This is a genomic window from Streptomyces sp. AJS327 (assembly GCF_013450295.1).
Lineage (GTDB): Bacteria > Actinomycetota > Actinomycetes > Streptomycetales > Streptomycetaceae > Streptomyces.
This window is the reverse complement of sequence record NZ_SKBR01000001.1, coordinates 589,839-610,875: the sequence shown is the minus strand read 5'-3', so window position 1 is coordinate 610,875 and position 21,037 is coordinate 589,839. Positions and strand designations below refer to the sequence as shown.

General features: G+C 69.1%; 11 protein-coding genes, 1 tRNA gene and 2 pseudogenes. 6 read left to right on the top strand and 8 right to left on the bottom strand.

Annotated elements, in window-relative coordinates; all coding sequences use genetic code 11:
- Nucleotides 1-72 precede the first annotated feature (72 nt).
- From E0L36_RS02410 to E0L36_RS02390, 4 genes are all read right to left on the bottom strand, one after another.
- The gene (locus tag E0L36_RS02410) at nt 73-2,103 is read right to left on the bottom strand and encodes a TQXA domain-containing protein (RefSeq protein ID WP_219636079.1); all 2,031 of its coding nucleotides are present in this window, start codon (nt 2,101-2,103) and stop codon (nt 73-75) included.
- A 177-nt stretch (nt 2,104-2,280) separates the two neighbouring features.
- Nucleotides 2,281-2,790, bottom strand: coding sequence for a single-stranded DNA-binding protein (locus tag E0L36_RS02405; protein WP_180927182.1), 510 nt, complete (start codon nt 2,788-2,790; stop codon nt 2,281-2,283).
- Nucleotides 2,791-4,088: 1,298 nt separating this feature from the next.
- A complete protein-coding gene (locus tag E0L36_RS02395) occupies nt 4,089-6,473 on the bottom strand; it encodes a GTPase (RefSeq protein WP_258015874.1) in 2,385 nt (794 codons plus the stop codon).
- Between the two features lie 1,282 nt (nt 6,474-7,755).
- Complete coding sequence (locus tag E0L36_RS02390; protein ID WP_180928543.1) at nt 7,756-9,456, bottom strand: dynamin family protein; 1,701 nt, start codon at nt 9,454-9,456, stop codon at nt 7,756-7,758.
- A 335-nt stretch (nt 9,457-9,791) separates the two neighbouring features.
- Here E0L36_RS02390 and E0L36_RS02385 point away from each other — a divergent pair.
- Together E0L36_RS02385 and E0L36_RS27355 are read left to right on the top strand one after the other, a co-directional pair.
- Nucleotides 9,792-9,864, top strand: a tRNA-Arg gene (locus E0L36_RS02385).
- A 96-nt stretch (nt 9,865-9,960) separates the two neighbouring features.
- Nucleotides 9,961-10,431, top strand: coding sequence for a hypothetical protein (locus E0L36_RS27355; RefSeq protein WP_258015873.1), 471 nt, complete (start codon nt 9,961-9,963; stop codon nt 10,429-10,431).
- A 45-nt stretch (nt 10,432-10,476) separates the two neighbouring features.
- Here the strand turns inward: E0L36_RS27355 and E0L36_RS28440 are convergent.
- From E0L36_RS28440 to E0L36_RS02365, 4 genes and pseudogenes are all read right to left on the bottom strand, one after another.
- Nucleotides 10,477-11,148, bottom strand: a pseudogene (locus E0L36_RS28440) (recombinase family protein); the annotation flags it as partial.
- 882 nt (nt 11,149-12,030) lie between these two features.
- A complete protein-coding gene (locus E0L36_RS28175) occupies nt 12,031-12,459 on the bottom strand; it encodes a hypothetical protein (RefSeq protein ID WP_308416713.1) in 429 nt (142 codons plus the stop codon).
- A 99-nt stretch (nt 12,460-12,558) separates the two neighbouring features.
- Nucleotides 12,559-12,987 (bottom strand): annotated as a pseudogene (locus tag E0L36_RS28170) (TRM11 family methyltransferase); the annotation flags it as partial.
- A 43-nt stretch (nt 12,988-13,030) separates the two neighbouring features.
- On the bottom strand, nt 13,031-13,468 hold the full coding sequence (locus E0L36_RS02365; protein WP_180927180.1) for a hypothetical protein: 438 nt from the start codon (nt 13,466-13,468) through the stop codon (nt 13,031-13,033).
- Nucleotides 13,469-14,409: 941 nt separating this feature from the next.
- On the opposite strand from E0L36_RS02365, the gene E0L36_RS02360 reads away from it, so the two are divergent.
- From E0L36_RS02360 to E0L36_RS02345, 4 genes are all read left to right on the top strand, one after another.
- Entirely contained in the window at nt 14,410-14,919 is a 510-nt protein-coding gene (locus E0L36_RS02360; RefSeq protein ID WP_180927179.1) for a hypothetical protein, read from the top strand.
- Between the two features lie 283 nt (nt 14,920-15,202).
- Nucleotides 15,203-15,601 (top strand): pilin, encoded by a 399-nt coding sequence (locus E0L36_RS02355; protein WP_308416605.1) that lies wholly within the window; start codon nt 15,203-15,205, stop codon nt 15,599-15,601.
- 1,883 nt (nt 15,602-17,484) lie between these two features.
- Nucleotides 17,485-18,483, top strand: a complete 999-nt coding sequence (locus E0L36_RS02350) for a PrgI family protein (RefSeq protein ID WP_180927178.1) — start codon at nt 17,485-17,487, stop codon at nt 18,481-18,483.
- A gap of 158 nt (nt 18,484-18,641) precedes the next feature.
- The gene (locus E0L36_RS02345; RefSeq protein WP_180927177.1) at nt 18,642-20,381 is read left to right on the top strand and encodes a VirB4 family type IV secretion system protein; all 1,740 of its coding nucleotides are present in this window, start codon (nt 18,642-18,644) and stop codon (nt 20,379-20,381) included.
- Nucleotides 20,382-21,037: the final 656 nt, after the last annotated feature.

Below are 21,037 nucleotides of genomic sequence, written 5' to 3'. Positions count from 1 at the left end.
CTCGGCCCGGGGACGCAGCCACTGTCGGTGGCCACGCCTCCAGCCTCGTCCCCCCGCCAGCCAGCTACCCGCTCAGCTGCCGGAACCGCCAGCGGACTCATCGGGCGCGGGCCCGGCCGAAGGATCCGTGCTCGACGCGGTGTCCGCACTCGACCCTGTACCGGCGGACGCGGTGTCCGTGGACGCGGACTCGGCAGATGCCGAGCCGGTGGACGCCGGATCGGTGGACGCCGGATCGGTGGACGCCGGATCGGTGGACGACGCGGAACCGTCCTGCTCCGCAGGCTTCGCTATCTCATCCGTCGCGGGTCGTTCGGTGGCACCGGGCACCTCCTCCCCGTCGTCCAGGTCGCCCCCGTCGTCCTTCGGGTTCCTGACACCATCCGTGTCGGTCGCTTCGGTCGCTTCGGTCGCTTCGGTCGGTTGGGGCGCTTCGGTCGGTTCGGTCGCGGACTGTGCCGTTGTCTCCGCTGTCTCCCGTTCGACTCGCGCGGCGGTTCCCGGCGCCGCTTCCGAGGCCGGTTCCGCGGTCTCCGGCGTCGTTTCCGTCCGGATCTGGGCCTCCTCCGTGGTCTCGGTAGGTTCCGCGGTCTCGGTGCGTTCCGTGGTCTGGGCACGGTCGGTGGCTCCCGTGACGGGGGCCGTCTCCTCCGAGGGCTCGGGGTCCGCCGGTTCGGTCGGGCCTCCGGAGAGGCGCTTACGCACAACGAGCATCGCGATGCCGCCGAGTACGACCAGCCCCAGGGCGATCCCGATGATCAACGGGGTGTTGCTGCTGTTGCCCGTCTCCGCGAGGTCGTCCTCGACGGGGTCGGCGGCCGAGTGGCCGTCCCCACCTCCGACGGTCGCGGGGCTGAGGTCAGCGGGCGACTCCTCCGCGCTCCGGGCGCCCACGGCTCCGGCCGTGGCGCAGTCCAGCACTCCGTTGAACGTCTTCTCGAACCCGTGCGGTCCGGTGATGGCGATGCGGTACGGCTGGTCCTCGCGGACTGTGACCGGCACCTTCTCCGTGACTCCGGCCTCGATCTCGTGTTTCTTCCTGTCGAGGGCAAAAGCGAAGGCACGGTCCCCGTGGTTGGCGACCGTGATCTCCAACCGCCCCTTGGCGCAGTTCTTCTCGGCGGTGACGGCGGGTATCGCGCCGTTCTCCGCCCAGTGGCCCCGCACCACCGTCGAGATCGTGGACTGGCTGGACCCCGCGAGGATCTGTGCCTGGCTGCTGGCGTGCTCACCAACACCGGTGAAGACCCGGCCGACGGGGACCTTGGTGGATATCTGCGCCGTCACGGAGGTGGTGCCGGGATCGACACCGTCCGGTACGTCGAAGTAGAGGTGCGCGCCGTCTGACGCGGAGGTGACCTTCTCCCCCTTGGCGTCCACCACCTGCACCCCCAGCGAGGCGGCGTCCGGGGCGGGTTCGATGGCCACCTTCTTCGCCCCGGTGTGCACGGTGACCGGGCCGAGGCGTCCGCCGGACTGCCCGGAGACCTCGGCGGGTCCGAGTCGCAGCGCGGCGTTCGGTTCGGTCCGCTGACGTGCGGAGCGCTCCAGGTAGTCGGCGAGTTTCTCGGCTCCCGGATCGACCGCCTTGATGTCGGCCCCGGCCGGGCCCTCCGCGTGCCGCCAGATGGCCACCTGCGTTCCGGCGGCGGCCGTACGGGGCGTGAGCTTCTTCGCACCCGACGCCTTGGCGAGCGCCTGCACGTCGTTGACCTGCGGGTACGAGTTCTGGAGGATCCAGCGGATCTTCCCTGCGGCCGGGTTCCCGTGCAGGGGTGAGGCGTCCCAGGAAGCCTCCTCGTAGAGGGCGTCGTCCTGGGCGGTTCTGAGCGCGTCGATGCTGTAGGTCTGGAGCGTGCCGCCGTCCTCGACGGCCATCTCGAAGAGTCCGGCCGACGTCGTGGTTCTGTCGCCGTCGGAGTTGATGACGGCCTGGTCGTAGGTCCGGATGCCGTCGAGAGCGGCGGTGGTACCGCTCGGTGGCTCAGTGGGCTCCGCGGCCGCGGCCGGTGTCGCACCGACCGTCACCCCGCCTGCCAGGAGCCCGGAGGCCATTAGTACGGCGGACAGGCGGCTGGTCCCCCGCCTGCGCACAGAAGTCATGGATGTCCCCTCCACGCGAGACCCGCGTGAACCGGTGGATGTCTCGCCAGCAACGTCGCAACCCCCGTCAGCACCTGAGGGATCGTAAAGACCGGGCGCACCTCGCTCCCCTCGATTCCCTCAGCTCACGCATACTGACGTGAAATTGTTATCAATGAATCCGGCGGACCGGGAGGTTCACGGCACAGGCAGCTGACCTGGAACGGAAGCTTCCGCCGCGGCCCCGTCCCAGGGGGATTCGGCGCTGGCCCAGGGAGATTCGGCGCCCGGCCGCGCGGTCACCGGAGTCCGCGGAGTCCCCGAAGACCCCGTAGTCAGCGCGGGTTTCACCTGTGCGCGCCGGACGAAAGCGGATGTCCCGCGCGAGAGGTCGTGTCCGGCGGCCGAGGCCATCAACTCCGCGGACTGGAACCGCTTCCCCTCCTTCTCCCCCTCTCGGAGGCGGAGTTGTCCGCGCACCACGAGCGGGTCGCCGACGGACACGGAGGCGGCGAGATTGTCAGCGAGGGCACGCCAAGCCCAGACGGTCAAGAAGTTGGTGTGCCCGTCCTTCCAGCCTTCCCGCTGGTCGAAGCGGCGTACGGTGCTGGCCAGCCGGAATCGGACGGCGCTGACACCGGAACGCGAGGTCTTGAACTCGATGGCGGTCGCCACGTTGCCGACGGCGGTCATATGGGATTCGTACATGGGGAGGCGCCTCTCTTCGATCCTCTTCGGTTCCCGCGATGCTCCGCGGTGCACTACTTCGGTCCTTCGGTGCTTCGACCCTTGGGTACTTCGACTCTTCGCCTCTTCGGTCCTCTGCCTTCTCTCGATCCGACGGTGCCGAGCCCACCGACGGTTCTTCTCGCTCCAGCGGTGCCTCGGTTCTCTCGGTCCCTCTCGGTTCCTCCGGGCTCCGCTCCGGTCTTCTCGGAACTCCTCGGGGACCTCCAGGCCCTCTCGAACGGTCGACACGCGATGACGGTCAGGGCGGAGCGGTTGGATGGACGGGATGGATGCTCAGGGTTGGCTGGGTCAGGTGGATTGGCTGGATTGGCTGGACCGGGTTCGGTCAGGGCACGGCGACCAGCGGCATACCGCGAGGCAGCCGGTAACGGTGAGTTCGGATGGGAGCCCCGTGAAGGGCTTGGAAACAAGCGTGCCTGGGATGGGAGATTTCTGCTGAGGGTTGTGGATAGCAAAGGAGGTGTGGATAAGTCGGTCACTCCGGGGAGGGATGGGAACCGCCCCGCGCACACCGGGCGTCCGTACGACCTTCCGCACGGCGAGCCACCAGACACCGGGTGACCAGGCCCGGGAACACCGACCGCGCCCTCGGCATCCGCGGTGTCGGGAGACGGGCGTCGCGGCCCGCATCGCAGAACACGTCCCAGGACACGTCGCAGGTCACATCACGGACCGCCAGCGCACGCAAGGCATGCGCCCTTCTCTGACCACCGCCGCTGACCGCCACCGTGGCGCGGGGCGACAGGCGGCCGCGCGGAAGGGGTAATCCGCTCGGGAAGCAGGCGGTCGGATTCGGATGGCAAGTGGACGGCCCTGGGAACGGCCCGGTCAGTGTCGGCTGTGACCCGGCCGATTCCGGGCCGTCCCAGTTGCCCTCCCCTCCATCCCGTCCCCCTCACCCGTCCCGGTTCCCGTCACGCCCCCTCCCCTCCCCTCCCCTCCCCTCCCGTCTCCGCTTAGCTCGTCCCCTCAGTCCGGTAGCCCCGTCGCCCTGGTCAGACCGTGGTCCCCCTCGTCCCCCTCGTTCTCGGCGTCCCCAACACCGCCGCGCGGACCGGTTCCAGGACCGTTCCTGTGGACCCGTTCCGGAATGCTCGCGATCGTCGCAAGCCTCTGGAGGTGGTTCGATGGAGGTGGTCTCGATTCCGGGGTGGTGACGGGCCTGGAACAGGGGCGGACTTGGCACAGGGGCTGGCCTGAGTTGGGGGCGGCCTGAGTTGGGGACGAGCCGGGGACAGGGGCGAGCCCGGGGGTGATCAGCGCCAGCCCACATCACCCGCGGCGATCACGTACTGCTCGCGCACCTCGCGGTAGCGCAGCAACTCGGCGGCCACCGGCTCCAGCACGCGCGCGCGTCCGCATCCGGCGGCGCGGCGACGTAGCGCGCGCTCCGCCTCCTGCCCGTACGCGCGTGCGGGTCCGCGCGCGAGGACGGCGCACGTCCAGGCGAGTGCCGGGCTCCCCACCGCCGAGGCGATCAGCAGGCCGCCGGGGAGTGCCGCGCTTCCTGCGGCGAGGCCCCAGAGACATCCCACGAGCCAGAGAGCGCTGAGGAGTTGGCAGCCGAGAAGCAGCCACTGTCCGGCACGTACGGCCGGGCCCCAGCTCGGACGCGGGACGACGGGACGGTCAGGCGTGGGACGGGGCACTTCCGGGGGTACTTCCTGGCACTGGCCGGATGGGACTTCCGGTCCCGTGAGCGGGCTCCCGCCTGCGAACTGGTTCCGGCCCCGGAGTGGATTCCGGTTCCGCTCCTGGGGTGGGTTCGGGTGCTGCTTCCGGAGCTGTTCCTGGTCATCGGTCGCGTGCCGATTCTTGAACGGGTTCCGGTTCATTTTCTTGAACGGGTTCCGGTTCATTCGCGGACTCCGCTCCGCTCTCGGGTTCCCGGCCGTTCGCGGATTCCGGTTCGCTCGCGGTCCCCGGGGGTTCGGCACGTCTTGGTCCTGCGGTGCGTCCCGGCTGGTCGTGGTGGGGCGGTGAGCGGTGTGGCCTGTGCGTTCGTCCACCGGGTCGGTCATCTGGTGGACGACCTCGTCCAGGGCCTCGGGGAGTCCGGCGGCCCCGCGCCAGGCGGCTTCCCGGACGCTCCGGTTCCAGGGTTCGGGGAGTCCGGCCGCCGCGTGGTCGGCCAGGGTACGCACGGCCTGGGCCACCACCGGCCGGGCGACGGGGTTCCGGATGGTGGCCCCACCGTCCGACGTGGGCTGGCCCCCGGGGGCGGGTTCGTCGGGCGGCCCGTCGACGGGCCGAGGGTGGCGGTCGGTGGAACGGCGGTCGGTGGGGCGGCGGGTGAGGCTGGTCCAGGGCGAACCGCAGTACCACTCCGCCTGCCGCAACCAGGCCCGCTCCGCGGCCTGTCCGGCGGCCGTGGCGCCGACGGCGGTGGCGAGCAGGTCCTCGTACTCCTCACGCGCGATGTCGGTGAGTCCGGTGGGCCCGTGCGCGCCGGGGGCGGGCTCGGTGTAGACGGGACGCAGACGTTCGGCGACCCCGTCGAGGTCGGCGCGGAGTCGGAGGGCGGCCGCGCGTCGCTGGGCGACGAAGTCGGCTAGGTCGAGGCGGAGTTCCGGGACGCCGTCCCCGGTGAGCGCGGAGGCGAGGTGGACGCGGGCGCCGGGTTCGCCGTGCTCGCCGAGCGCGATGCCGTCCTCGTCGAGCAGTCGGCGCAGGTCGTCGAGGACGGCGGCGGCCGCCTCGCCGGGCAGCCGGTCGGCCTGGTTGAGCACGACGAAGGTGACGTCCGCGTATCCGGCGAGGGCGCGGAGGTAGCGCTCGTGGAGGACGGCGTCCGCGTACTTCTCGGGGTCGGTGACCCAGATGACGGCGTCGACGAGCCGCAGGGTGCGGTCAACGATCTCACGGTGCCCCGGGGCCACCGAGTCATGGTCGGGGAGGTCCACGAGGACGAGGCCGCCCAGTCCGGAGGTGTGCGCGCGATGGCGGGCCACGGGGGTGACGCCCAGTCGGTCGAGGAGGCCCTCGGCCGCCCCGGTGTCGGGTTCGCCGTCGGCCGGCCAGGTGCAGGAGTGCGGCGTCGCGGTGGTGGGGCGGCGCACGCCGCTCGCCGCGATCTCGGCCCCGGCGAGCGCGTTGAACAGGGCGGACTTCCCGCTGCCGGTCGCTCCGGCGAGCGCCACGGTGGTGTACTCGCGCGGCAGTCGCCCGCGCGTCTCGGCTTCGTTCAGGACGCGGCCCGCCTCCGCGAGCGCGTCCTCCGGCAGCCTGGCGCGGGACAGGCCGACGAGTTCGCGGAGCGCGCCGAGCCGTCGTACGAGGTCCGCGACCGCCGGATCCGGGGATTCCGCCGCGTCGTGAGCGGTGGCCGGAGACGCGTCATCCACGGTCGCGGCCGATTCGGTATGACCACCCGATGAGTTCGAGGCACCGCTCGTGGACGAGTACGAGGCGGGGCGGAGCCCGGACTGTGTGGCGGCCGCGGCACCCGGTTCGGTCGAGGCGGCGCGTTCGGGGGCGCGCCGGGCGATCAGGCCGTCCTCCCAGGTGGAGCCGGTCGTCTCGGGCGGCGTCACCGTGGGGTGCGGACCCTCCCCTACGGGGAGCTGGTCCGCGAGCGTGGGGGGCCGGTTCCCCCTCATGGAGGGCTGGTTCCCGGTCATGGAGGGCTGGTTCCCGGTCATGGAGGGCTGGTTCCCGGTCGTCAAGGACTGACTCGGCGTCGTGGGGGGCCGGTTCGGAGAGTCCGGGTCGGCCGGGCGGTCCGGGGCGGCGTCGGTTCGGGGCGCGTCCGGGCCTACGGGAGCGAGGCGGCGGTTGACGCCGGAGGGCTCCTCGGTGTCGGTGATCGTCCACCCTTCGCCGGGCGCCGGTCCCCGCGCGGATGGGGGCACCGGGCTCAGCGCGGACGCGGCATCGGAACCGAGCGACATCCCGTCCGGCCGTCTCTCCTCCGAAGTCCTCTCCGCCGAACTCGTCCCCTCTGGCCTCTTCTCCGCCGGCCTCGTCTCCGCCAACCTCGTCTCCGCCGGCAGAGCCCGGCCTGGGGTGCCGGGGTGGTGCGCGGGGTTCGGTGACGCGTCTCCCTCCGCGTTCCCCGTGGACGTGTCATCGGTCAACGGGCTGTCCGGGGCCGGGCCGGTGGGGCGGTTACCGGTTGACATTCCGTCACCTCTTCCTTTCCGTCTCATGCTTCTTCGGCACCTCGTACTTCTCGGTTTCGTGTGCTCGGAGTTCGTCATCTCGGAGTTCGTCATCTCGGAGTTCGTCACTCGGGGTTCGTGTCAGACCGGCCCGGCGTTCGTCCGGCTGGTGTACTCGGGCTTCTTTCGTCCGGGCCCGGTGTTCTCGGGCTGTTCTCGGACTCGGTGTTCTCGGGCGTCTCAGCGGCCCGCCGGATGTCTGGGAGGCTCCGACGCCGGGGGCGCGCCCCGAATGCAATGAATGCAATGAATGCCGCGGATACCCCCGTCGTCGCGGATGCCTCCGGTCCGCTGGGCGGCTCTGGCGTCCGGACCGCCACGGATTCGTCGGTTCCACCGCGCGCTGGGGGCCTGTCTCCCCGGTTGCGGGGCTCGCGTACGTGGTGGGGGCCTCCGTCGTGCGGGGCGCGTGGGGCGTGTGGGTGCCTGACAGGTGCCTGTCGTCTGCGTTGGACCCTGTCGAGCCGCCTGATCCGGTGCTGGTTCGGCGCAGTCGAAGGGTGCGGGGTCTCGGTCGTGCCGGTGGCGGCAGGTGCGTGTTCCGGTCGTGGGAAGGGCGGTCGGGTCTGCTGGATCTGGGCCACGGGTCCCTCGTTCGTGGGTTTCTCCTGGCTGCCGACGCGTCGGGCGGCTCGTCGGTGTGTTCGAGGTCCGTTACCGGAGGGGTGACGCTGGACGACCGCGCGCAGACGGTGCTGAGACGAGGCCGGGGATCCGGCGGAAGGCGGTGGGCCGAGGGGTCGCGCGGACGGGGCGGCCGCCCTCAGGGTCGCCGCTCGGGCCTGTCCGGCCGCTTCGCGGTGGGGTCCGGCCCGGCCTGGACGCCGCGCAACGCGGAGTAGGCGGCGACGAGTTCGACCTGCGGCTCGGGCCCGATACCGAGGTCGAGCACGGGGCGGATCCGCCGGTCGCGCTCCCCGTACAGGGCCCGTTCGACGCAGCTCGACAGCAGCCGACCGCCGCGCTCCGTCAGCCGGTCGATCGCCGCGGCGCTCAGCGTCTCGGGGGGCGCGGCGAGCGTGGTGGCGTCGAGGGCGCCCGTCCGGGCCCCGCCGAGCAGTGCGGCGGCGAGGTGGGCGGCGATCTCCTCCGGTTCGGCGGCCACGCGGTCGGTGCGCATCACCTCCTCCTCGGCCAGTTCCTCCAGGCAGCGGCGCCAGCGCCGGACGCGGACACCGATGCGGGCGTGCCGTTCGTCCACGTCGTCCACGCGCTCGGGTTCGCTCGGCGGCGCGCCTCCGGGTTCCTTCCGCCAGGCGTGGCTGACGCGTTCGTCGGCGGCCGCCACCGCTCCGGAGAGCAGCGCGGTCAGTCCGTCGGCGAAGGCCTCCAGGAGTTCGTCGGCGTGGCTGTCGCGGGGGAAGTCCCGCCAGCGGGCCGCCGCTTCCCCGGACAGCAGCTCGCCGTCGGCGATCCGGCTCCGGACGCGTCGTTCGGCCTCGCCGTAGGCCGTGTCGACGTGGCGCATGAGGCGGAGCGCGGCCGCGTGTTGTGCGGCGCAGGCGCCGGCGAGCTGGGCGACGCGGGGGCGCAGTGAGGCGAGGATGCCCGCCGCCGTGCGCCCGCTCGCGACGCAACGCGCCACGGGGTCCTGGGCGCGCTGGGCGAGCCAGGCCCGGAGACCGGCGACCGCGGTGCCGGGCAGCAGCCCGGACCCGCCGGCGGACTCGGGGAGTTCGGGGATGGCGAACCGTGCGACGTCGCCGAGTCCTTCGCGTTCCAGCAGCTCACCGAAGTGCCGGGAGACCTCGGTGACGATCTGGTGGGGTACGCGGTCGAGTACGGCGGTGAGCGTCACGTCGTACTCCCTGGCGGCGCGGAGCAGCCGCCAGGGGACGGCGTCGCCGTAGCGCGCGGCGGTGGTGACGAGGACCCAGATGTCGGCCGCGCAGATGAGTTCGGCGGCGAGGTCGCGGTTGGCGACCACCAGGGAGTCGATGTCGGGGGCGTCGAGCAGGGCGAGACCGGAGGGGAGGGTGGTCGCGGTCTCGACGCGGAGGCGCCGGGTGGGGTCGTCGGTTTCCTGCTCACCGGCCGGGGTGACGGGGTCGTTGCCGGTGGTGTCGGCTTCGCCGCCCGCCTGGGGGTCCTGGCGGGGCACGCGGAGCCGTCCGAGGCGGGGCAGGATCCGGCGGCCGGTGAACCAGCGCCGGTCACCGGGGTGGCAGACGAGGACGGGGGTCCGGGTGGTGGGGCGGAGCACCCCCGCCTCGCTGACCTCCCGGCCTACGAGTGAGTTGACCAGGGTGGACTTCCCGGCGCCGGTGGAACCGCCGATGACGGCGAGGAGGGGGGCCTGCGGGGCGTGGAGCCGGGGCAGCAGGTAGTCGTCGAACTGGGCGAGGAGTTCGCCGCGGGTTCGCCCGGCTCGTTCGGCTCCGGGGAGCGGGATGGGGAAGCGGGCGGCGGCGACGCGATCGCGCAGCACGGTCAGCGCGTCGAGCAGTTCGGGCCGTACGTCCAAGATCGCCACACGTGCAGAATGCCCAATTTTGAGCGCTTTTTGAAGCCTATTCGCACCGCAGTACCGGGAAATCCACGAGACCGACGCGGCAATTACCCCATTCACCTCGCGGGACCCAGCCACCCGGTACGGCGCAGCCATAACGACTGCGCAACACCCGAGCCACACGCCGCGAAAAGCACTGCGTAAATCGCACCCGCCTGCGATTATCAGGATCGCTTCACGGAACCTCCACACGACGTCGCGGACGTGGAGCACCCAGGACGAGCGTTGCCGCCCCCTATCCTTGACCCCGCCACGGTCAGCCAGGGGGCTCGCCCGACCGACCGAGACCGGCCCCCGTAGCTCAGTGGATAGAGCAGGTGCCTTCTAAGCACTTGGCCGCAGGTTCGAGTCCTGCCGGGGGCACGCAACGAAGGGTTGGGTACCGCCCGGTTCCGACCGGGCGGTACCACTTCCCATGATCTCAGGGAGACCGTCGGCCAGCGTGGCGGCGATCGTCACGTGAATCTCCGCCCTTCGGCCACGGTGGTCGTATCGAACGTGGAGCCGGAAGGCGTCGTAGATCCCGCGCTGGATGGCGACCGGCAGGTCCCGCATGCGGGACCTGAGCCGTGGGATGGCGTCAAGCAGAGCAGTGTCACCACCCTGGTGGGCACCGACGACCACTTCAGCTCCGTCGATCTTGGATCGCACGGCACGGCGCTGGCGCTCAAGCTGATCGAACTGGCGCCGGATACCTCGCCGGAACTCGGCGGTGAACTCTGGATCGCCTTCGTCATCCCCCTCGGTCAGTTGGTCCATCAGACGCTGCTTGGCTTGCGCGAGCCGGGCCTCCTTCTCGCGCAAGGCACCGATGTCGATCCCGGGAGGAGCTGGGGTGGCTTCCGCTTCCGAGAGCTGGGTGGCCAACAGTTGGGCGCGATTGGGGCCGAAGATGCGCTCCTCGAAGAAGGCGTGGATGGCTTCGAGTAGGGCACGTTCGCTGATCCAGATCGCATGAGGGTGCGTGGCATACCAGTCCGCATCCGCATGATGATCCTTTTTGGGCTGACATGAGTAGTAAGTACGGCTCTTACTGAATTTTCCGTACATACGCTTTCCGCAGAGGGCGCAGCGGATATAGGAGCGCAACGTGTACTCTCGGCTAACGGAGCGCCCCTTTCGAGGCACTTCTTCCCGTTTACGAATCCCGGAGTGGGGCCGGATGATGGGCCACGCGGCGTCGAACTGGGTGAGGGTGACGAGCGCCTCGTGTGTGGGGTGGGGGGACCAGATCCACTCAGAGATCGGGTTGACCTTGTTGCCGGTCTTGCGGGCTCGACGGTTCCAGACTTGGTATCCGGTGTATTTGGGGTTTTCGAGGATGGAACGCACCGCAGAGGCTGTCCAGTGCCCCGCCGTCGTACCGGCGCGGCTGGGGCGCGGGGGTGGGTATCGATCGACGTCTTGGTTCAGGTGGTCAGCGATCCCTCGGTAGCTGAGGGAGTCGATGACTCTGAGGTTGAAGATTTCGGTGACGACGGGGCCGCATACCGGATCGGGTACGAGCCGGTGCTTGGTATCGCCTTGCGCGCGGCGGGTCGGGACTGGATGGGGGAAGCGTTCGGCGAGGTAGCCGTAGGGAGGCTTGCCGATGTTCCAACCTTGTTGGATGTGCACGATGAAGCCGTCCCATGACAGCTCCAGCATTTGCAGGACGTACCATTCCGCGACTGCCTGTTTCACGCGACGCGTCAGGGTGGGTGTCGCCTTTCTCCCCTTCCCATCGGGGGAGATCGGCTCATCCGCCGCGCACAACGCGACGCCGTTCTGCTCCAGCTCGTGCTCGACTTTCGTGCCGAAGTACGTTCGCCGCGCCACACGTTCGATAGATTCGCAAATGACTGCGGCGAACCGGCGGTTGGGGGTTCCTGCCTCTTCCAGCAGGTCCGAGATTCCGCCGTCGCGTGGGATGGAGATGGTGAACCGCTCGTGGGCGGTGCTCTTCCCGCGTGAGGTGAGGTCTTTGCGCCCCGACTCGACGTCGTAGAAGTGAGCAACGATCACCCAGCCGGGAGGTAGCGCTGACCGCGAGTTTTGCAGCTGCCGTGGCAGGGATAGTGTCGGGTCCTGGGTGTCTTCCGTTGACGTCCGACCGAGCCAGGCAACCGGAACCGGAGCCTGGCTGATCGGTGGCGTCGTCGGGGATGGCCCCCAAGGGGTTCCTGGGATACTGCCTACAGGGGGTGAGGCCGTGGTTTTCGTCACGTTCGGCACTTCCTCTCCCACCCGTTCTTTCCCCAGGACGTCGAAGTCCTGGGGAAAGAACGGGTGCTGCTTTCGCAGTTATTCGATTGCCAGGTGAGGGCAGCCTTGATCGCACGCATTTGCCGGACGTGAAGCATCTCGCCTTCGGGTCCGTCCATCTCAGCGTATTGAAAGCATGCGACCAGCGAGGTCCCTTGCCCCCCTTCTGGATTCCATTTCCAGCAACTGTCGCAACCCAATTGCAGCTCGTTCTCGCTACCCTCTTCAAGTGACTTCCCCACATGGGGGAAGTCTTGACTCGTCACCACAACGGGAGGAGGAGATTCACGGAGTGGACCCCCAATGAGATACAACGGCTTCTGCTTCCGCTCTCACTCCCTCAAGGGGGAGGGCGATCTCACCGACGGAGTCTTTTGGCTTACGAAAGACGATAACGTCCTCGTGCGCGATCACATGGAGGGGAATACTGCGGGCCCGGGCATCTCGCACGTACCCGAGTTGAAAGAAGGATGGCCGGGGAACGAGGCCGCCGTCGCGGATTCCCGCGAGCAACGCGACGTTTCGCTCGATGGGCCTTAGTCCGGCACGGTATCCGGCGCTGATCACCGACGTGGGCAGGTCCATGAGTTCTCCACAGTGACGCCAAGGACGGACGACCACCACGACTGTTCCGCCAGGGCGCAGAACCGCCGTGCAGGCGGCGAGGATCTCGCCGAAGGCTCCACCGAGTTGGTCAAGATCGGCGCTGTTCACCAAGTTCCCCGGGTCTCGGCTGGTTGGGGCGTAGCGATAGTGGGTCTTGGTTACGCCTGGACGCCCGGAGTCGCGGGTGATACGCACTTGGCCGTGAGTCCTACGGCCGTAAGGGGGCGAGGTGAGGACGAGGTCGATCCTGCCGTGGTAACGGGCAGGGAGCAGCCGGGTGAGGTGGCGGGCGTCGCCGCAGTAGACCTCACCTCGGCCGGGTGCGCCATGACGCGAGGCGGTAGAGACGTTCTGGGCCGCGATATGGGACCAGCGAGGCTCGTACTCGATACCGAGGGCTTCCCGGCCAGTGTGCTGAGCTTCGACGAGGGACGTGCCGATGCCGCACATAGGATCCAGCACCCGCTCCCCAGGTCGGGAGTACTCGCGGATGGCGTGGGCCGCCAGGGCCGGGAGCATCTTGGCCGGGTGGTCGGCTGACCCAGCCACGTAGGTGCGCGCTCGGCGCTGGTGGGGGGCAGAGGTGGGGGCGGAGGCCCAGACCGACACACGCTGTGAAGGAGTGGGTTCGTTCACGGGTTTCACCTGCTCTCGTGGGGATGGTGGCGAAGCGCGTACTTCAGGTGAGTGGCGAGAACAGCAGCAGGTCGGAGTGAGACAGGCCGTTGGGCAGGGCCTCCGTCGCGGCGGGCGGCTGAAGGCGGTCTTCGGCAGCTCGCGCGTGAACGACGACGACGTGCTGGAGATAGAGGAATCCGGCACTGCGGGCAGCGGCCGTCAGGTCCCCGAGCGGGTCGAAGAGGCCCTGGGGACTGCGGTGCTGGCGTGTCGCGATCAGAAGAATGCCGTCCGGCGGCAGAAGACGAAGGGCCCGGTGGAGGAAGTCGCTCCACACCTGCCGGTGGGTCGGCAATGGGTCCAGCAGAGGTGCCGGGGGTGAGGGGCTGGGCTCGGTGAAGGTGTCGGGGTGGATCTCGGCGAGCAACAGCGTGATGCCGGTGACACTGTCGCTCGGGTCGGCGCAGGCCGCGACGCGTGCTCGCGCGTCAACGCCCATGCCGCTGGTGGCGACCGCGTCGGCGCCGATTCGTACGCGAAGGAGAGGGAGGGGGCTCGCATCAGGGCGGGGGATGAGGTCGGTACGGATCTTGTCGACTGCCCAGCCCGGCAGGACCCAATCTGGATCGATCTCGGTGGGAGTGTCAGGGGTGGGCAACCAGACAGTAGCCGGGCAGTGGGCGGCTCCGCGGCGAGGGGCACGGACGGGACCGTGATGGTCGCTGTGGGACATGGGTGGTAGTGCGCGCGGGCGCTGAGGCCAAGACCGTGCTGACGAAAAGTAATAGGCACCTGACGCTGTCGTGATGGCGGCTCTGGAGTGGAGCAATTCGCGGATGCCGCATCGATCTGGATTGCGAGCGCCATCACCGCAGGTCAGAGACGAACGAGCCAAAAGGGCGCCAGGCACGAGCCATCGGTCAGATGACCGATGGCTCACCGAGAGGGAGTACCCGCAGGTAGTTATGTGCGAATCCGCCCTTGCTTCCGGCGTCCTGGGGCGGCGGGCATTCGCACATCTCGGTTCCCTGGCGGGCCAGTGGTTCGCGAGGGGCCCTCCACCGGTTCGGGAGTGGCGCGGGACGACGGCACAAGTGGCGACGAAGGTTTCCAACCCCGGAGGTGCCCATGTGCCCCGTAGTCGCAGCGACAGCCGCCAACGCCAGCCCTCGCCCCCTCAACCCCACTACTGATGGAGAGCGTCGCGTACTGCCGTTCAGGGCGGTCGAGATCGCTTTCCGCGAGCTCGCCCTCGGTTCCCTGCGCCTGACCGTCCAACTCCCGGTAGGACTGTCGGGCGCGCTTGAGCGCGAGTCGATGGATATGGGTCACGTCCGCACCTACCTCGTTCATCCACAGACCGACGCGTGGAACCGTGGTCGGGTCTGGCATGCGGTGATCGAAGCGTGGCAGCGGTACGGAGCTCCCTGGGATCTGGTCGTGCTGGGCTTGACTCTGCCCGTCCTGCACCGCATCGCGCGTCGCTGGGAGATGCCCCGGCACGGGTGTGATCGAGCCGAGCTGGAGCAGGAGATGCTCACCGCGACACTGACCGCTCTGGCCCGACCGGCGGGCCGGGAGGTAGTGAGCCCGGAGAAGGAGCTGTTCCGTGCCGCTGACCGTGCCGCGCGCTCACTGGTGACTTCAGCTCGGCGGCGGCACCGCAGAGAAACTCCGCTCGCGTGCGGCGTCGAGTCTGATGGCCACGCCCTGGCTGGCCGCTTGGAGGGCGAAGCCGAGAGCACCCGGCATGAGTACACGGTGCTCGCCGAGGCCGTGGAGGCATGCGTGATCACTATGACTGAGGCACAGCTCATCGCACGAACTCGTCTCGACAGCGCCTCGGTCCTGGACGTGGCCTGTGAACAGGGGAGCAACCGGCGCACGCTGTCCGATACCCGAAAGAACGCCGAACGGCGCCTCGGGGCGTGGTTGGTAGCAAAGCAGTAGCCCATACGGCGGACTTCGATGACGCACACCGCCATCGAAGTCCGCCATAGCACCTATTCCCGGTAAATGCCGTCCCGTTCCGAACTCAGGACGGGACGGTGCCGTCTCTCCCACGCCCGACCCAAGCAGGGGCGAGAGACGGCGTTTTCGGGGTCCGGGTGGAAGCCAACTCGTGCTGACACCCGAGGAACCCGGCCTGCCTGTGAGGAGGAGGCGCGGCCGGGCGCGCCACCCGGATCCCGATCCAACCCTTCGCATCCACACTCGGCTTCGGGAGGCGTCCGTGTCCTGCAGGCAGTGGCCACCGCACGGCATCCAAAAGAGCCTCACCAGCTACCGCGCGCATCTCGTCATCCTCTGCATGTTGGTGACGGTCCAGCTGGCAATCGTTCTGCACAACGGTGAGGCAGTGGCGGCCGAGAAGGCGGCCGCTCCGAAGCCAGCGACCATCCCGCAGGTGATCAGCGCCCTCCGAAACTGGATCATGGGGATCAGCGGTGGCCTTGCCACTCTTTTCCTCACTTTCGGTGGCGTGCGCTACCTGATGGCCGGCGGAGACGCGTCGGAGGTCGAGGCAGCGAAGAAGGCGATGAAGGCTTCCGCGATCGGACTGGGTATCGCCGCCCTGGCTCCGGTCATCACGACCGTTCTTAAGGGCATCGTCTACGAGGGCGGCCAGTGAGACGTCTGGCCCTGATGGTCGCCGTGGGAGGTGTCTTGTGGGCGGGGGGCTCGGGCCTGCCGGGCGAAGCGGTCGCGCACTCCACCGTGCCGTCCCTCGCGCCTGCTGACCCGTCGGCGCCCAACCCCACGCCCGGCCCTGCTCCGACGCCGGGGCCGGGGCCGGGGCCAACACAACCGCCAACGGCGCCGACTCCTCCGGAGCACGAGCCCGAAGAGCCCAAGCCCGGCCCGGGACCAACTCCTCCCGCGTGTGAGGTCACCGAGGGTATGGACTGCGAGGAGGACACGGGTGGGGGTGGCCCCCTGGGATGGCTCGGCGGAATGTTCGACCTGCCCGGGATGATCAGCGGGGCGATCGCATCGTTTCTCGGCGGACTGGTGGAGGACGCTCTCACCCCGGTACGTGCCTTCCTCGGCCGCACGCTGCTGGCCACGCCGAACGTCACTCACCACGAGGAGATCAAGCGACTGTGGTCAGCCTCCATGAGCCTCACCGCAGGGCTGTACAGCCTGTTCGTGACCGCGGGCGGGCTGACCCTCATGAGCTACCAGAGCGTCCAGACGCGCTACGCCCTCCAGCAGATCCTCCCGCGCCTGGTCTTCGGGCTGGTCGCTGCGGCAGTGTCATTGACGCTCCTCGACAAGGCCATCACCCTGGCCAACGCCTTGTCAGCGGCCATCGTCGGGGCGGACCTGTCCGCAGAAGGCAGGGAGCTGGTCACACGTATCTTGCACAGCCCGGGTCAGGCCACGGTGTTCATGCTCCTCATCCAGCTGGCCTGCCTCGGCCTGTTGCTCGCCGTGCTGGTGGGCTACCTGCTACGAGTCGGCGCGGTCGCGGTGCTCGCTGTGGCCGCGCCCCTCGCGCTGGCCTGCCACGCGCATCCAGTGACCGAACCCGTCGCGAAACTGTGGTGGCGTGCGACCACCGCGGCGCTGGCGATCCAGGTCATCCAGTCTCTGGTGCTGATCACGTCAGTCCGGCTGTTCTTCGCCCCGGGAACGACGTGGCTGGGGATGCCCAAGCTGGATCACCTAGGCACTCTCCTAGCCGGGGTCGCTCTGTTCTGGGTGCTGTTCAAGGTGCCCGGGTGGCTCATGGGCGCCTCTGTCCGTGCTCTTGGGCTGCCGCGATCCCATGGCACCGGAGTCACCCGGACCGTGCGGCGGGTTGCGATGTTCGCTTTGCTGCGCCACTACGCTCCCGCTCTGCGCCAGATGCCGAGGCAGGGCCCCCCGGGCTCGGGATTCGGACCACATCGGCCATCCCCTCCCCGCCCGCCGAGCAGTCCTGGCGGCCCGCGCCAGGGCACTGTTCCACGTCCACCAACTTCCGGGCCTGGGGGCCTTAGCAGGGGCCTGGGGCCGGATGGGGCCCCCTCCACCTCAGCGGGCCCCGGCCCACAGACGGGGGTCCGAGACGCCTCGGGTTCGACTACGACCGCACCACCCGGGTCATCCAGTAGCGGGCTTCGCGGGCGGGCGATGCCCGCCCGAGGGAGGACCGCAGTGAGCTGGGGCACTCCCACATCCAAGAGCAACGCCCCCACATCGGGGGCCAAGGGGTCGGCAAGCGGACCACCTCGGAGTTTGCCTGGTTCAGCCGCAGGCGGGACGCCACCGGCCCCACCTCCCCGCCCCGGTACGCGGCCCGAGACCCAGCCACCACGGGACAGTCGAGAGCCGTCCTCATCTCCGGGTTCGCCCTCAGCATCGCCGCACGGCGCAACTGCTGGTGAACGAAAACGCTCTGGAGTCTCGCCTCCGCCGCGGTCCCTCCCGCCCGCGCCCACCCGGCGTGCTTTGCCGCCTGGCCGACCGGTGATTCGCCTTCCTCTGGAACGCCGGCGCCCTCCGCGACCCGACGAAGGGTAGTGATTCATGTACGACGCCGAGCCCATCACCCCCCAAATGGCGCGTATCCCGGCTGACCTGGAGAAGCCGGACCGGCTCCTCGGCCCTCTAACGGCTCGGCAATCAGCGACCCTCGCTGGAGGAGGCGTCATCCTCTATGGCGGCTGGTGGATCACGCAGCCCGTGATGTCGACTATTGCCTACTTCATTATGATTACGCCCGTAGCGGGGGCGGTGTGTGCACTGGCTCTTGGACACCGTGACGGAATGGGGCTCGACACCTTCACGCATGCCGCATGGCGCCATTTGCGATCCGAGAAAAAGCTGGTCACCGGTCCAGTCCTGCCCTTGCCTGCGGTTCTTCCGAGGCGATGGCGCACGGCGGCTGGGCGGCCGCCCGCATCCTGGCGCCCTCCCTTCGACACCGCCTCGGCCCCAGGTCTGCTGTCGCTCCGAGATGAGGGGCAAGCTGGGGTCGCGATCTGCACGACCGTCAACTTCGACCTTCATACGCAGTCCGAACAGCAGAGTCTGATCGCCGCGTTCGCGCGGTGGCTCAACTCGACAACCGGCCCCGTTCAGATTCTCGTTCGCACACGCCGCGTCGACCTCGCTCCGCTCGCTACCCGTATCACTACCCAGGCTCCCGCTCTCCCGCATCCCTCACTGGAAGTGGCGGCCCGCGCGCACGCGGACTTCCTCACCCACCTGAGCGACACCGCAGACCTTCGGGCTCGCCAAGTCCTCCTCGTGCCCCGTGAACCGTCGGGAAGGGCGGGAAGCGAACGGGTGCTTCAACGACTCGCGGAAGCCAGGTGCGCCCTAGCTGGCGCGGACGTCGCGGTAGCGCCGCTCAACGAAGAACAGATCTTCTCCCTCCTTGCCGAGACCTGCAATCCCGAGAGCGACCGGCCCGCGCGGCCCGGCCAACACGATGACGCCCCGCGCCTTCAGCCCGACGCGGCCTCCTATCGCGATCGCGCAAGGCCGTCCGGCCACAGCGAAGAGGAAGGACTCGTTCCGTGAATCGGGCAGCGAAGACCGGTACCGGCGGCCGCCGCACATTCCCGTCCTGTCGCTGGCGGCTACCTCGTCGGCAGTCCGCGCCATCCAGCAACCGGCAGGTACGGGCCGAGCGGACACTCGATCGGTACGGACCAGACGCGATCGAGGTGCACGCCCGCATGTTGTCTATCGGCGGCCACCTCGCCACCACTCTCGTGGTGACCGGATATCCAGCAGAGGTAGCACCTGGATGGCTCGCACCGCTGCTGAACTTCCCCGCACACGTGGACATCGCCTTCCACATCGAACCCGTGCCCAGTCCACTAGCCGCCCGGTCCCTGAACCGGCAGCGGGCCCGCCTGGAGTCCGGACGCCGGACGCGATGGTCCCGAGGACAAGTAGACGACCCGGAGACAGAGGCCGCCGCCTCCGACGCGACCAACCTGGCCCACCGTCTCGCCCGAGGCGAAGAGAAACTCTTCCGACTCGCGCTGTACTTGACAGTGCACGCCGCCAGCGAAGAGGACCTGGCCGACCAAACCGCCGCAGTCACCGCAGTCGCCGAATCACTGTTGATGACCGTGACACCCACCACCTACCGGGCCCTACCCGCCTGGACTACCACCCTCCCCATCGGCATCGACCCGATCAGCATGAGCCGCACCTTCGACACCACCGCTCTCTCGACGTGCTTTCCGTTCACCAGCCCCGAACTCACGGAGAGCCGGACCGAGGACGACTCCGGTGTCCTCTACGGGGTGAACGTCATGTCCGGCTCGCCAATGCGGTGGGACCGCTTCGCCCAGGACAATTACAACTCGATCACCATCGCCGCCAGCGGCTCCGGAAAGTCATACCTAACCAAGCTCGAATTGCTGAGGGTGCTCTTCACCGGCGCCACGGCCTCCGTCATCGACCCGCATGATGAGTACCTCCGCCTCGCCAGCTCGGTAGGTGGGCAAGTCGTGGCCCTCGGCGCCACTGGCGTCCGGCTCAACCCCTTCGACTTCCCTCACCACGAAATCTCACAGCGCCGCTCCCCCACCGACGCTTCCGCAACCGGTCCGGCACCCGCCGATGCCTTGACGACGCGAGTGCTGTTCCTCCATACGTGGCTCAGCGTCCTTCTCGGCGCCAGCCTCACCCCGCATCACAAAGCCACACTCGACCGGGCGCTCTTGACGACATACCGGAACGCGGGGATCACCCATGACCCACGCACCTGGGGTCGGCCCGCTCCAGTCCTCGGAGATCTCGCCGCCGTCCTGGAAGCCGACACCGCAGACCCGGTGGCGGTCGAACTCGCAGCGCACCTCGTCCCCTACACCACCGGCTCCCACGCGAACCTCTTCGCAGGTTCTACGACGGTGACGCCGCGGGGGCATCTCGTCGTCTTCGCCCTCAGGCACCTACCCGAGGAGGTACGCGCCCCCGCGATACTGCTCGCGCTGGACGCAATCACTACCACCGTCACCGACCCACTCCGCGCCGACCGTCACCTGGTCGTGGTGGACGAAGCGTGGAGAATGATGAGTGACGGCGACAGCGCCCGCTTTCTCCTGCGCGCCGCCAAGTCCTACCGCAGGTACTGGGCGGGCCTCGCCCTTGTCACCCAGGACACCGACGACGTTCTCGGTACTTCTCTGGGTACTGCGATCGTCTCCAACTCAAGCACACAGCTCCTGCTGCGCCAGGCCCCGCAGGCCATCGAGACCGTCAGCAGGCAGTTCCGTCTCTCCCACGGGGAGGCCGAGTTCCTGCTCACCGCAGCTCGTGGCGAAGCCCTGCTTCTCGGCGGCGGCGAACGACGCCGCAAGGCGGCCTTCATCGGTGTGGCCGCGCCCGAAGAGCACCGTCTCATCACCACCGACCCGGCCGAACTCGCGGCGGACCCAGAGCTGGGTCCGGAAGGATTCTGATGCACCAGCGGGCACCCACATCTGGGCGAGAAACCCACTCTCCGCTAACCGACTTCCTGATCCAGCCCACCGAAGTATGGGCCGATCTGGGGGCCTACGCACACGCCATGTGGGCCGCAAACGCCCCCTATGTCCTCCCTGCCGCACTGCTGCTAACCGCGGGCACGGTTCACCTGCGCCATCTGCTGCATGTACGGCGACAGCGGCACCTCGCCCGTGAAGCTCGATGCCTGACTATCCAGGCTCCGCCCGAGGTGGACAAACGCGCGGGCGAGGTGCTGTGGGCCAACCTCTCCGGAATGCGCCGCTCGTGGTGGGACCGGCTCCTACACGGGCAGCCGCACCTCGGGTTCGAGTACGCCTGGACTCACACCGGTTCCCAGACTGAGTGCACCATCCGCCTCTGGGTTCCGCGCACCATTCCACTGACGCTCGTTCACGGCGCCGTGCAGGCCGCATGGCCAGGCGCTCACACCCGTACCGCCGATCCCGAACCCCTGGTGCCGCGCGCTCACATCGTCACCGCCGGGAGACTCCGCCTCGCACGCCCCGATGTGCTGCCCCTGCGGGTCCGCCACGAGACCGATCCCCTGCGCGCGGTGCTGCAAGCCGCTACCAGCATGGCGGCCCACGAGACCTGCTCCGTGCAGATCCTG